Annotated in this window: 13 protein-coding genes; 8 read left to right on the forward strand and 5 right to left on the reverse strand. The window is 70.1% G+C overall.

What is annotated here, in order from left to right:
• Window positions 1-38: 38 nt before the first annotated feature.
• The 5 genes from ACFWEK_RS11285 to dnaA all read right to left on the reverse strand — a co-directional run bounded on the left by ACFWEK_RS11285 (window position 39) and on the right by dnaA (window position 5997).
• Window positions 39-533 (reverse strand): DUF721 domain-containing protein, encoded by a 495-nt coding sequence (locus ACFWEK_RS11285; protein ID WP_430554109.1) that lies wholly within the window; start codon window positions 531-533, stop codon window positions 39-41.
• Window positions 534-636: 103 nt separating this feature from the next.
• Complete coding sequence (gene recF, locus ACFWEK_RS11290) at window positions 637-1827, reverse strand: DNA replication/repair protein RecF (protein ID WP_430554103.1); 1191 nt, start codon at window positions 1825-1827, stop codon at window positions 637-639.
• A gap of 32 nt (window positions 1828-1859) precedes the next feature.
• Complete coding sequence (gene gnd / locus ACFWEK_RS11295) at window positions 1860-2753, reverse strand: phosphogluconate dehydrogenase (NAD(+)-dependent, decarboxylating) (protein ID WP_430554104.1); 894 nt, start codon at window positions 2751-2753, stop codon at window positions 1860-1862.
• Between the two features lie 44 nt (window positions 2754-2797).
• A complete protein-coding gene (gene dnaN / locus ACFWEK_RS11300; protein WP_380321040.1) occupies window positions 2798-3931 on the reverse strand; it encodes a DNA polymerase III subunit beta in 1134 nt (377 codons plus the stop codon).
• Between the two features lie 650 nt (window positions 3932-4581).
• A complete protein-coding gene (gene dnaA / locus ACFWEK_RS11305; protein WP_430554105.1) occupies window positions 4582-5997 on the reverse strand; it encodes a chromosomal replication initiator protein DnaA in 1416 nt (471 codons plus the stop codon).
• Between the two features lie 406 nt (window positions 5998-6403).
• Here dnaA and rpmH point away from each other — a divergent pair, with 406 nt between their 5' ends.
• The 8 genes from rpmH (at window position 6404) to ACFWEK_RS11345 (ending at window position 12354) form a co-directional block, all read left to right on the forward strand.
• Complete coding sequence (rpmH, locus tag ACFWEK_RS11310) at window positions 6404-6541, forward strand: 50S ribosomal protein L34 (RefSeq protein ID WP_013840089.1); 138 nt, start codon at window positions 6404-6406, stop codon at window positions 6539-6541.
• 3 nt (window positions 6542-6544) lie between these two features.
• Window positions 6545-6934, forward strand: coding sequence for a ribonuclease P protein component (gene rnpA, locus ACFWEK_RS11315; RefSeq protein ID WP_430544845.1), 390 nt, complete (start codon window positions 6545-6547; stop codon window positions 6932-6934).
• Window positions 6931-7251, forward strand: coding sequence for a membrane protein insertion efficiency factor YidD (gene yidD, locus ACFWEK_RS11320; RefSeq protein WP_430554106.1), 321 nt, complete (start codon window positions 6931-6933; stop codon window positions 7249-7251). The genes rnpA and yidD overlap by 4 nt, the downstream gene beginning before the upstream one ends.
• Window positions 7252-7308: 57 nt before the next feature.
• Window positions 7309-8244, forward strand: a complete 936-nt coding sequence (gene yidC, locus ACFWEK_RS11325; protein ID WP_430544843.1) for a membrane protein insertase YidC — start codon at window positions 7309-7311, stop codon at window positions 8242-8244.
• A 23-nt stretch (window positions 8245-8267) separates the two neighbouring features.
• The gene (locus tag ACFWEK_RS11330; protein WP_430544842.1) at window positions 8268-8798 is read left to right on the forward strand and encodes a protein jag; all 531 of its coding nucleotides are present in this window, start codon (window positions 8268-8270) and stop codon (window positions 8796-8798) included.
• Between the two features lie 76 nt (window positions 8799-8874).
• On the forward strand, window positions 8875-9537 hold the full coding sequence (gene rsmG, locus ACFWEK_RS11335) for a 16S rRNA (guanine(527)-N(7))-methyltransferase RsmG (RefSeq protein WP_430554107.1): 663 nt from the start codon (window positions 8875-8877) through the stop codon (window positions 9535-9537).
• Between the two features lie 293 nt (window positions 9538-9830).
• Window positions 9831-10772: a ParA family protein gene (locus ACFWEK_RS11340; protein ID WP_430554110.1), complete on the forward strand. Its 942-nt coding sequence runs from the start codon at window positions 9831-9833 to the stop codon at window positions 10770-10772.
• A 163-nt stretch (window positions 10773-10935) separates the two neighbouring features.
• Window positions 10936-12354, forward strand: coding sequence for a ParB/RepB/Spo0J family partition protein (locus ACFWEK_RS11345; RefSeq protein WP_430554108.1), 1419 nt, complete (start codon window positions 10936-10938; stop codon window positions 12352-12354).
• The last annotated feature ends 76 nt before the right edge of the window (window positions 12355-12430 follow it).

Raw genomic sequence — 12430 nt, forward strand, 5'->3', positions numbered from 1 at the left:
GGCCGGGCCCCGTCGTCATGTCCGCGCGGTCCTGAGCCTCAGCCGTACGTGTCGCGCGGTCCCGGGCCGCGCACCGTGCGTCGTCCGCGGCGGAAGCCCGGCCCGGCCGGCCCGAGCACGGTGACCTGCTCGACCACGCCCTCGCCGACCTCCTCCTCGAGCCGGCGGAGCAGGGTCGGCACCAGCAGCCGCACCTGGGTCGCCCACGCGGTCGAGTCGGCGCGCACCACGAGCACCTTCTGCTCGAAGGTCTCCGGCTGACAGTGGTCGGCGACCTGGTCGCCCACCACCTCGCGCCAGCGCCCGACCACGCCGCCGACGGACACGTCCGCCGTCCACCCCTTGTCACGCATGAGGCGCCCCAGCACCTCCGACAGGAGCTGCGGGTCGCGGGCGCCGGGACCCTGCCCGGACAGACGGGGCTCCGCGAGAGGGGAACGGCGCGCCGGCGAGCCCGGCCGGAGCCCCTTGGCCCGCGCCGCCGCCTTCGCACGGTTGAGGGCCTCTCGTGCGACCGCCGACGGCGGCGTCAGCTCGGTGCGGTCCGTGACCGGTCGCGGGTCCTCGGCGCGGGAGGACGGGCCGCCCGCGCTCCCGTCGTCCTCCGGGAGGTCCCCCTCGACGGTCTCGCCGTCGTCACGTCGCACGACGCACCTGGCCGGGGGTGACCTCGTACCGCGCGCCGAGCAGCCCCGGCGGGACGTCGTCGGGCACGGCGGCGGTGACGAGCACCTGGCGAGCCGGCGCGACGAGCTCCGCCAGCCGCTCGCGACGTCGCACGTCCAGCTCGGCGAACACGTCGTCCAGGATCAGCACGGGGTCGGCGTCCGTGTCGAGGTCGGGGTCCCAGAACGCGGCGTCCGGCACGTGCTCCGGGTCGTCGCCGCCACCGAGCAGCCGGTACGACGCGAGCCGCAGCGCCAGCGCGAACGACCACGACTCCCCGTGGCTCGCGTACCCCTTGGCCGGGAGCCCGCCGAGGGTGAGGACCAGGTCGTCGCGGTGCGGCCCGACGAGGCTGACGCCGCGCTCCAGCTCCTGGGCGCGTGCCTCCGCCATCGCCGCGAGGATCGCCTTCTCCAGGTCCTCCGCGGCAGGCGTCCCGCCGTCCGCGGCGCCGGGGACGCTCGAGCGGTACGCGAGCTGGGCATCACCGTCGGCGTCGCTGACCTGCTCGTACGCGGCCGCGACGTGCGGTCGCAGGGCCTCCACCAGCGCGAGTCGCATCGCAAGGATCTGCCCGCCGAGCTGCGCCGCCCGGGCGTCCCAGACCTCGAGGGTGCTCGTGTCCAGAGCGCCTGCACCGGACCGCCGCGCCCCGCGGAGCGACTTGAGCAGCGCCGACCGCTGCCGCACCACGCGCTCGTAGTCGCCCAGCAGGCCGGCCGCGCGGGGGAGGAGCTGCACCACCAGCTGGTCGAGGAAGCGGCGGCGGCCGTCGGGGTCGCCCTTGACGAGCGCGAGGTCCTCGGGCGCGAAGAGCACCGTCCGCAGGATGCCGAGCACGTCGCGCGCCCGTCCGAGCTGCCCACGGTTCACGCGGGCCCTGTTCGCCTTGCCCGCGGTGATCTCCAGCTCGACGGTCGACGCCCGGTCCCCGCGCACGATCCGCGTCCGGACCACCGCACGCTCCGCCCCCGCCCTGATGAGGGGGGTGTCGTTCGCGACCCGGTGGCTGCCGAGGGTCGCCACGTAGCCGATCGCCTCGACGAGGTTGGTCTTGCCCTGGCCGTTCCGCCCGACGAACGCGTTCGGGCCAGGCTCGAGCTCGACGTCGGCCGCGGCGTACGAGCGGAAGTCGAGGAGGGAGAGGTGGGAGACGTACATCTACCCTGCTCGGCGGCCTGCCACCGCCGGCCTCACTGCGCGGGCTTGACCGCGTGCCCGCCGAACTGCTGGCGCAGCGCGGCCACGGCCTTCATCGCCGGGGACTCGTCCTGCCGGGACGCGAAGCGCGCGAACAGCGCCGCGGAGATCACGGGCAGCGGCACCGCGTTGTCGATGGCCTCGTCGACCGTCCAGCGGCCCTCGCCCGAGTCGTCCACCCAGTCGTCGATCGCCGCCAGCGCCGGGTCCTCCTCGAGCGCCTTCACCATGAGGTCGAGCAGCCACGACCGCACGACCGTGCCGCGCATCCACGCCTTCATCGTGCCGTGCACGTCCGTGACGATGTCCTTGGCGGCGAGCAGCTCGTAGCCCTCGGCGTAGCTCTGCATGAGGCCGTACTCGATGCCGTTGTGGACCATCTTCGCGAAGTGCCCCGCGCCCACCTGGCCGGCGTGCACGAAACCCTCCTCGCGGGGGCCCTCGGGCCGCAGCGCGTCGAAGACGGGCATGAGCGTCTCGACGTGCGCGCGGTCGCCGCCGCACATCAGGCCGTACCCGTTCTCCAGGCCCCACACGCCGCCGGAGACGCCGACGTCGACGTAACCGATCCCGCGCTCGGCCAGCTCTGCGGCGCGCGCCTGGTCCTCCGGGTAGTGCGAGTTCCCGCCCTCGACGACGACGTCACCGTCGCCCAGCAGCGTCCCCAGCTCCTGCACCACGCCGCGCGTCGGGTCGCCGGCCGGCACCATCACCCACACCACGCGACGGTCCGCGGGCAGCGCGGCCACGAGGTCCGCGAGCGACGCGACGTCCGACACCTCGGGCCGCGGGTCGTACCCGGTGACCTCGATGCCGCCGCGGCGCAGCCGCTCGCGCATGTTGTTGCCCATCTTGCCCAGACCGACGAGTCCGATGTGGCTGACCATGGGTTCCTCCGGGGGGGCGGTGCGGGCGAGCGGGCAGGTCGAGCTCAGCCGGCGAAGCGGATCGGCACGAGCAGGTAGCGGTACTCCGACGAGTCCTCGCCGTCGAGCGACTCCTGGCCGGTGAACTCCACAGGCTTGTTCGGGTGCGTGAACGACAGCCGGACGAAGTCGGTGCCGAGCGCGCCGAGCCCGTCCAGCAGGAACTGCGGGTTGAACGCGACCTGGATGTCCTCGCCCACCAGCACCGCCTCGAGGGCCTCGGACGCCTGCGCGTCGTCGCCCTGCCCGGCGTCGAGCACGACCTGACCGTCCGTGAACGACAGCCGGATCGGGGTGTTGCGCTCCGCCACGAGGGACACGCGCTTGGCGGCCTCGATGAGCGGCGCGGTGGCGACGACGGCGTGGATCGGCGTCGCGTCCGGGAAGAGACGCCGCACGGGCGGGTAGTCGCCGTCGACGAGCTGCGACGTCGTGTGGCGGCCGCCCGCCTCGAAGCCGATGAGGTCGACGCCCTGGCCTGTGGACAGGCCCACGTTGACGAGGCCCCCGCCCCCACCGAGCGACTTCGCGACGTCGGTCAGGGTGCGGGCGCGCACGAGGGCGACGGCCGAGTAGCCCGGCGTGGCCGGCGTCCAGGTGAGCTCGCGCAGGGCCAGGCGGTACCGGTCGGTGGCGATGAGCGTGATGCGCTCGCCCTCGATCTCCATGCGCACGCCGGTGAGCAGGGGAAGCGTGTCGTCGCGGCTCGCGGCCACGCTGACCTGGGCGACGGCGTGCGTGAGCGCGTCGCCGGTCACCGTGCCGCTCAGCTCGGGCATCTGCGGCAGCGTCGGGTAGTCCTCGACCGGCATGGTCAGCAGGGTGAAGCGCGAGGCGCCGCACGTCAGGACCACCTTCGTGCCCTCGAGGGTGACGTCCACAGGCTTGTTGGGCAGGGCCCGGGAGATCTCGGCCAGCAGGCGTCCCGAGACGAGCACCGTCCCCGGCTCGGAGACCTCGGCGGGGATCTCCGCCCGCGCGGACACCTCGTAGTCGAAGCTGGACAGCCAGATCGTGCCGGCCGTGTCGACCTCGATGCGTACGCCCGCGAGCACCGGTGCCGGAGGGCGCGTGGGGAGCGTGCGCGCCGTCCAGGTCACGGCCTCGGCCAGGACGTCACGCTCAACCCGGAACTTCATCCCACTCCTCGCGTTGTCGACCCTTGTCGATCGAAGCGGACGTGCGGGCGTGGGGCCGGTGGCCCGGGACCGGCCCGGACCGTCGACGTGACCCGACCTGCCTCGTCGTCCGAGCCAAACCCTACGCGAGACAGGGGCTCTTCGGCACGTGATCCTCAGGCCGGGGCGCGGCACCGCCCTGGACCGCCTCGCCGCCCTGATGAAGGTGTGGGGAATTTCTTGATGATCAAACGTTCGTCATCGTCATCGGGGTTGTGGAATCTGGGGATGACGAACGTTTGTGCAGGTCAGAGGGCTGTTCAGGGTGTGGAGGCCGTGGGGGCGCCGCTGTGGACAACACCTTGTGCCTGTGGGCGACGGAATCTGTACCCACAGCCGTCCACCGATCGGGGCGTCGTCGTCCACGGATCTGGCGCCGTGGTCCACACGCGTCCACAGAGTTATCCACAGGTGTGAATCTCTCCCGTGCCCGTGCAGGGCCGCTTGTCCACGGTATCGCTCCACAGGCCTGGGGACAGATGCAGCGCAACCGGCCGTTTCCGGGCATCTCCCTGTGGGCAGGGATGTGGAGAGACGCCGACGGGCCCGGATCCACAGCCCTGTGGAGAGCGTGGTCGGGCCCGCGAGGCGGTTCGTCGTGCGGAGAGAGGTCAGCCGCGGTGCTGCTGCTTGATGCGGCTCGTGAGCTCGGTCACCTGGTTGTAGGTGGAACGACGCTCGGCCATCTGGCCCGCGATCTTCTTGTTCGCGTGCATCACGGTGGTGTGGTCACGGCCGCCGAACTGCTGGCCGATCTTCGGCAACGACAGGTCGGTGAGCTCCCGGCACAGGTACATGGCGATCTGACGGGCGGTGACGAGCACGCGCGAGCGGGAGGAACCGCACAGGTCGTCGATCGTGAGCCCGAAGTAGGCGGCCGTCTGGGCGATCACCATCGACGGGGTGATCTCCTGCGTGTCGTCGTCGGTGATGAGGTCCTTGAGGACGATCTCCGCGAGGGCCAGGTCCACGGCCTGGCGGTTGAGGTTCGCGAAGGCCGTGACGCGGATGAGCGCGCCCTCGAGCTCGCGGATGTTCGTGGAGATGCGCGAGCCGATGTAGCTGAGCACCTCGGCCGGGACGTCGAGCCGCTCGCTCGCGGCCTTCTTGCGCAGGATGGCGATGCGCGTCTCGAGGTCCGGCGGCTGGACGTCCGTGATGAGGCCCCACTCGAAGCGCGACCGCAGCCGGTCCTCGAAGCCGTTCAGCTGCTTGGGCGGGACGTCGGAGGTGATCACCACCTGCTTGTCCGCGTTGTGGAGGGCGTTGAAGGTGTGGAAGAACTCCTCCATCGTCTGTTCCTTGCCCTCGAGGAACTGGATGTCGTCGATGAGGAGGACGTCGACGTCGCGGTAGCGGCGCTGGAAGGCCCCGGCGCGCCCCTCGCCGATGCTGTTGATGAAGTCGTTGGTGAACTCCTCGGAGTTCACGTACCGCACGCGCACATGGGGATAGAGGTTGTGGGCGTAGTGGCCGATGGCGTGGAGCAGGTGCGTCTTGCCGAGCCCGGAGTCGCCGTAGATGAACAGCGGGTTGTACGCCTTGGCCGGTGCCTCGGCCACGGCGACGGCGGCGGCGTGGGCGAACCGGTTGGACGAGCCGATGACGAAGGTCTCGAAGATGTACTTCGGGTTGAGACGGGTCGGCTCGGCCGACTGCTTGGGGCTCGGCGGCAGCGGGGGCGCCTCCGGCTCGTCGGGGACGCCGGGCTCCGGGGGAGCCGTGTAGTCCTGCGACGGTCCGGTGAGGGTGTCGCTGCTCAGCTCCGGGTCCACGGTGATGCCGAAGCGGATGTCGCGACCGAGCGTGGAGGCCATCGCGGACACGAGCTGGTCGCGCACGCTGGTCTCGAGGTAGGCGCGCGTCTGCTCGTGCGGCACCGCGATGAACACGGTGTCCTCGAGGATGGCCATCGGCTTCGCGAGCTTGATGAACGCGAGCTGCCGGGCGCTCATGTCCGGCCGTGCCTCGAGAGTGGCGAGCGTGTGTGCCCAGACGTCGGTGATGTTCTCGTCCGGCTGGGCCACGGGCGTCGTCCTTCGGGTCGTTCGGGATGGTCAGCGAGGTCGCGAGTCTGCCACGCCAGATCGCCGTCCACAGCGTTGTCCACATGCTGTGGAACCTGTGGACAATGCTGTGGGCGATGACCGGACCGGTCGACCGGCGCGACGTCGCGCCGAGGTGCGTGAGGTCCTCCACATCGTAGCCACCGGCCGGTCCGGGGCGCCCCCGGGCGGGTTTGACCTGAGAGGCCTCCACGGCGTAACGTCGGACAGCCGTTCCAGGTCCTTTCGCGCGCCCTTAACAGGGCTGCCGGTCCTCGGGTCGGCCCGGTCGGTGCTTCCACGTCTCGTACGCGAGCCCGACCTGCGACAAGACCTGCATCGTCGAGGAACTGACGGTGTGCCTCCCCGACGTTTCTTGGAGTACCTCGTGAGCAAGCGGACTTTCCAGCCGAACAACCGCCGTCGTGCCAAGACCCACGGCTTCCGGCTGCGCATGCGCACCCGCGCCGGCCGCGCCATCCTGGCGAACCGTCGGCGCAAGGGTCGCGCCGAGCTCTCTGCCTGACGGATGCTGCCCGCGGCGCACCGACTGCGCCGTTCCGTCGACTTCGAACGGACGGTGCGCCGCGGCACGCGTGCAGGTCGATCGACCGTGGTGGTGCATCTCCTCGTCGACCCCGACGCCGGCCTTGAGGCCGGCGTCGGTGCTGTCGCGGGCGATGCCCCGTCACAGGTCGGTCTTGTCGTATCCAAGGCCGTGGGGAACGCCGTGCACCGCAACCAGGTGAAGCGCCGTCTGCGGCACATCGCTGCGGCGCACCTTCCCGCCATCCCCCCTGGGGCCCGGATGGTCGTTCGTGCTCTGCCCGCCTCGAGCGGCGCCACGTACGCGGAGCTCGACAAGGACCTCACGAGCAGCCTCGAACGCGCCGTCGTGCGCGCCCGGAGGACGACGTGACCGCCTCGACGTTCGACCGCGGACGCGACGCGCTGCGGAACCTCCCGGCGACCGTCCTCATCGGCGTCCTGCGCGTCTACCAGTCGGTGATCTCCCCGCTGACGGGGCCCACCTGCAAGTACTACCCGTCGTGCTCCCAGTACGCGATCATCGCGATCCGTACGCACGGGACGCTACGGGGAACCGGCCTCGCTCTGTGGCGGATCCTGCGGTGCAACCCGTGGAGCCTCGGCGGAGTCGACGACGTCCCACCCGCTCGTTCCCGCCACGTCGATGTCGACGCGGCAGGTCACGAGCACCGCGGCGCAGCACACTGACCCTCCCGGACCGCGCCGCCGGGGACGCAGACTTTCCGACAGAGGAGACAATTCGGGATGTTCGACACCATCCTCTACCCCATCGAGTGGGTCGTGGCCTGGATCATGTACGGGGCGCACGCCCTGTTCACGACCCTCGGGATGCAGGACGGCCCTGGCTGGGCATGGGTGTTCTCGATCGTCGCTCTGACGGTCGTCATCCGTATCGCACTGATCCCGCTCTTCTTCAAGCAGATCAAGGCCTCGCGCGGGATGCAGATGATGCAGCCCGAGCTGCAGGCGGTGCAGAAGAAGTACAAGGGCAAGACCGATCCCGCGTCCCGCGAGGCCATGGGCCGCGAGACCATGGAGCTCTACCGCAAGCACGGCACCAACCCCATGGCGTCGTGCCTGCCGATCCTCCTGCAGTCCCCGATCTTCTTCGCGCTGTTCCGGGTCCTCAACAACCTGCAGGGCATCGCGGAGGGCACGCACAAGGCCATCGGTCCGATCGACCAGCGGATCGCCGGCGACATCGAGTCGTCGAGCCTCTTCGGAGCGCAGCTCTCCGACGTCTTCCGGACGACCGACTCGATGACGTCGCGCGTCGTCGTCATCTGCCTCATCGTCCTGATGAGCGCCACGATGTTCTTCACCCAGCGCCAGCTCACGATGAAGAACATGCCGAAGGCCGCCCTCGAGGGGCCGATGGCGAGCACGCAGAAGATGATGCTCTACATCCTTCCGGTGATCTTCCTGATCTCGGGCATCAACTTCCCCGTCGGCGTGCTGATCTACTGGGTCATCTCGAACCTCTGGTCGATGGGCCAGCAGTTCTACACGATCAAGAAGATGCCGGCTCCCGGCTCGGAGGCGGAGCGTCTCCTGAAGGAGAAGCAGGCGCGGAAGGCAGCAGCCAAGGGTGCCATCGAGGCGACCCCGGAGCCCGAGCCCGAGAAGCCCCGCGGGCAGCGTGAGCAACCCAAGCGCAAGAACCGCCAGAAGCGCCGTTGAGCAGCGAGAGGAATCGAACACCGATGACGACGGACACTCCGGTGGAGCACGGCCCCGACCGTACGAAGCGCCTCGAGGAGGAGGGCGAGATCGCGGCGGACTACCTCGAAGAGCTGCTCGACATCGCCGACCTCGACGGGGACATCGACCTCGACATCCAGCACGACCGTGCCGCCGTCGAGGTCGTGGCGGACGAGGACGAGGACCTCTCTGCTCTGGTCGGGCGTGACGGCGAGGTGCTGGAGGCGCTGCAGGAGCTCACGCGCCTGGCCGTTCAGGCGCGGACGGGGGAGCGGAGCCGGCTGATGCTCGACATCGCCGGGTTCCGCGCGGCGCGTCGGCAGGAGCTCACGGCGCTGGCGGAGGACGCGATTCGGACCGTGCGCGAGTCCGGTCGCGAGGTCGAGCTCGACCCGCTCAACGCGTTCGAGCGCAAGGTCGTGCACGACGCCGTCGCAGCGGCGGGCCTGATCAGCGACTCGCGTGGCGTGGAGCCGGCACGGTATGTGGTGGTGCAGCCGGCCGCGGAGAAGGACGGCGCGTCGGAGTCCTGAAGGACGTCTCGAGAGCCCGTTGTTTCACGTGAAACGACGGGCTCTCGGCATGTAATGGGAGTGCAAGGGAGAGATCGTGAGCGACGAGACGCAGGTCCCCGCGGGCGACGAGGACGCGGAGCTCGGTCAGAGCGACGCCGTCCGTGAGTACTTCGGTGACCGCTACGAGCTGGTGGCCCGGTATGCCGCGAGCCTGAGGGACGAGGGCGAGCTGCGTGGGCTCATCGGCCCGCGGGAGGTCGCGCGCCTGTGGGAGCGCCACATCCTCAACTCCGCCGCTGTGACGCCGTACCTGGGCGACGTGCGTTCGGTGGCAGACATCGGCTCGGGTGCCGGTCTCCCCGGCCTCGTGCTGGCGATCCAGCGACCGAAGGTCGAGGTGCACCTCATCGAGCCGATGGAGCGTCGGACGGCGTGGCTGCAGGAGTGCGTCGAGAACCTGGGCCTGGAGAACGTGCTGGTGAAGCGCGGGCGCGCGGAGGAGTACCACGGCGCCTTCGAGGTGGACGCCGTGACCTCGCGCGCGGTGGCGGCGTTGAGCAAGCTCGCGCGGATGAGCCTCCCGCTCGTTCGAAGGGGCGGCGCGATGGTCGTGCTGAAGGGTCGCAACGTCGAGCGGGAGATCGAGCCGGCTCGCAAGGTGCTGCGGTCCTTCAAAACCGCTGAGCCGGAGATCCTTGAGGGACGCACGGTCGACAACGTCGAACCCACCACGATCCTTCGCGTGCGGCGCACCTGACTGTCGCAAGCACTCCGGCCGTGGACGTTCGGCCTGTCCACGGGCCGGAGTTTTGACCCGTCGCGACGCCGGTGAGGCCGTAGAGTGAGCGCGGAGCACCGGGCCGTGGCGTCGTACGTGCGGCGACTCGGGTGCACAGTCCCTGTGACGAACCGGAGGAGTGGCACGTGAGCACGAGTACGGAGCACGTCGACGACGTCCCGCAGAACAATGGGACCGCGACGGGTGATCCGCACGTTTCACGTGAAACCGCGCCGGCCTTGTCCTGGGCGCAGGGCGGGCTTCCTCCCGCCATCGACGGACACAGGGCTGCGCTCGTCGCGTCTGTCCCCGAGGCTGACGAGTCCACGCCCCTCGCCGCGCAGCTCGCGATCGACGCGCGGCGTCGGATCGAGCTGCAGGGACGGCAGTTCCCCCGCCCTGCTCGCACCCGCATCATCACGGTGGCGAACCAGAAGGGCGGCGTCGGGAAGACGACGACCACAGTGAACATCGCCGCCGGGCTGGCCCAGTCGGGCCTGAAGGTGCTGGTCATCGACAACGACCCGCAGGGGAACGCCTCGACCGCGCTCGGCTTGGAGCATCGTGCTGGGACGCCGTCCATCTACGAGGTCCTGGTCGAGGACGAGCCGCTCGCCAACACGGTCCAGGAGTGCCCGACCGTTCCCGGACTCTACGGTGTGCCCGCGACGATCGATCTCTCCGGAGCCGAGATCGAGCTCGTCTCTCTCGTTTCACGTGAAACACGGCTGCGGCGCGCGCTTGATGCCTACCTGGCCGAGAGGGAGGAGCGGGGGGAGGAGCAGATCGACTACGTGCTGGTGGACTGCCCCCCGAGTCTTGGCCTGCTGACCGTGAACGCGTTCGTGGTCGGCCGCGAGGTGTTGATCCCGATCCAGTGCGAGTACTACGCGCTCGAGGGGCTCAGCCAGCTCCTCAAGACGATCGAGCTGATCAAGGCGCACCTGAATCCTGAGCTTCGTGTCTCCACGATCCTCCTCACGATGTACGACGGCCGGACGAATCTGGCACAGCAGGTCGCGGCGGAGGTGCGTGAGCACTTCCCGGATCAGACGCTCCGCACCACTGTCCCGCGCTCGGTCCGCATCTCCGAGGCCCCGAGCCACGCGCAGACTGTCATGACCTACGACCCGAGCTCGACCGGATCCCTGGCCTACCTCGAGGCCGCCCGGGAGCTCGCCGAGCGCGCGCCGCAGCGCGCTGACCTGCGATGACGGCGGGGAACGGCGCGACGGCAGGGCGCGTGCGCGCGGGGGCGACGTGTGGAGCCCGGACCCGCGGCGGGGATGTGGACGCTTCTCCGTCGGTATGGAGGCGGGGCGGTAACTTCAGGACGAACAGGGGAGTGCGGAGCCAGATGGTTCAGGAGGCTGGAGCATGAGTCAGAAGAAGCGTGGTCTGGGTCGAGGGCTCGGCGCGCTGATCCCTTCCGGACCCGAGGGTGATCGTCCGGTCGACGTCTTCTTTCCTTCCGGCGAGGGTCGTGACACGACCGAGAGCGGCGGCGCTGCCGCTCTCGGTGTTGCTGAGCGTTCGGCAGCTGAGAACGGAGAGGACGGAGGGCGCGCTTCGCGCCGCTCTGCGTCGTGGGACTCGGCGATCGCGGGCGGTCGCCTGAGCATCCGGACGGGTGGCGAGCCGCAGGTGAGGGCGCCCGGACCCGCAGGTTCTGCCGCTCCGGCCTCGGTCCTCACCGACGAGTCCGATGCTCCGGCCGACGCCGGCGGCCCGGGTGCGGAGCGTGTCACGGAGGAGTCCCTCGGCGCCGACGGTCTCTCGCTGGGCCTGATCACCAGCATCGAGTTCCCGGATGTCGACGACCCCGCCGATTCGTCGTCCGCATATGAAGAGCCGGAAGCGTCGGCGCCTGCTGTGGAGTCGTCGGCGCCGGAGGGCGCGACGCTTTCGGAGGTCGGGTCTGCTGACGACGTTTCACGTGAAACGGAGCTCAAGCCGGTGCCCGGTGCACGGTTCGCTGAGCTCCCTGTCGAGTCGATTCGCCCCAACACCTGGCAGCCGCGGACCGTCTTCGACGATGGCGAGCTCGACGAACTGGTGGCGTCGATCTCGGAGATCGGCGTGCTCCAGCCGATCGTGGTGCGACCCGACGTCTCCGACCCCGAGCACTACGAGCTCATCATGGGGGAGCGACGGTGGCGTGCCAGCCAGGCCGCAGGACTCGAGACGATCCCTGCGATCGTGCGCGAGACCGACGACAGCGACATGTTGCGGGATGCGCTCCTCGAAAACCTGCACCGTGCGGCGCTGAATCCCCTGGAGGAGGCGGCCGCCTACCGCCAGCTGCTGGACGACTTCGGGTGCACTCATGAGGAGCTCGCAACGCGGATCGCCCGGTCGCGCCCGCAGATCTCGAACACGCTGCGCCTCCTGAAGCTGCCCCCGCTGGTTCAGCGACGGGTCGCCGCCGGCGTGCTCTCGGCAGGTCACGCGCGTGCTCTCCTCTCGCTGAGCGACGGCGCCGAGATCGAGCGACTTGCTCAGCGCATCGTTTCCGAGGGTCTCTCTGTGCGGGCCACGGAGGAGATCGTCACGCTGCTGACCAGCGGCGACACCGATTCGCCGACGCGTCGTGCGCCGCGCGCGGGTCAGCGCAGCGAAGCGATGGACGAGCTCGCGACCCGGCTTGCTGACCGGTTCGAGACGCGGGTGAAGGTGAGCATCGGGAAGACGAAGGGGCGGCTCACTGTGGAGTTCGCCTCGGTCGAGGACTTGAACGGGATCCTGGAAGTGATGGCACCCGAGGACCCCGGGCTCCTGCGCTCGGGACCCGCCTGACACTGTGGCCGCCATGAACGGGCACCGCTCCTCGGAGGAGCGGTGCCCGTTCTGCGTGTCAGGGATGATCCAGAAC

The sequence above is a fragment of the Isoptericola sp. NPDC060257 genome, from assembly GCF_042726645.1.
Classification (GTDB): Bacteria; Actinomycetota; Actinomycetes; order Actinomycetales; family Cellulomonadaceae; genus Isoptericola; species Isoptericola nanjingensis.

Excerpts from the sequence above, each read along its gene's own strand:
- recF (WP_430554103.1), bottom strand. The coding sequence starts at position 1,827 with ATGTACGTCTCCCACCTCTCCCTCCTCGACTTCCGCTCGTACGCCGCG.
- rnpA (WP_430544845.1), top strand. The coding sequence starts at position 6,545 with ATGCTGCCCGCGGCGCACCGACTGCGCCGTTCCGTCGACTTCGAACGG.
- yidC (WP_430544843.1), top strand. The coding sequence starts at position 7,309 with ATGTTCGACACCATCCTCTACCCCATCGAGTGGGTCGTGGCCTGGATC.
- dnaN (WP_380321040.1), bottom strand. The coding sequence starts at position 3,931 with ATGAAGTTCCGGGTTGAGCGTGACGTCCTGGCCGAGGCCGTGACCTGG.
- gnd (WP_430554104.1), bottom strand. The coding sequence starts at position 2,753 with ATGGTCAGCCACATCGGACTCGTCGGTCTGGGCAAGATGGGCAACAAC.
- ACFWEK_RS11345 (WP_430554108.1), top strand. The coding sequence starts at position 10,936 with ATGAGTCAGAAGAAGCGTGGTCTGGGTCGAGGGCTCGGCGCGCTGATC.
- ACFWEK_RS11330 (WP_430544842.1), top strand. The coding sequence starts at position 8,268 with ATGACGACGGACACTCCGGTGGAGCACGGCCCCGACCGTACGAAGCGC.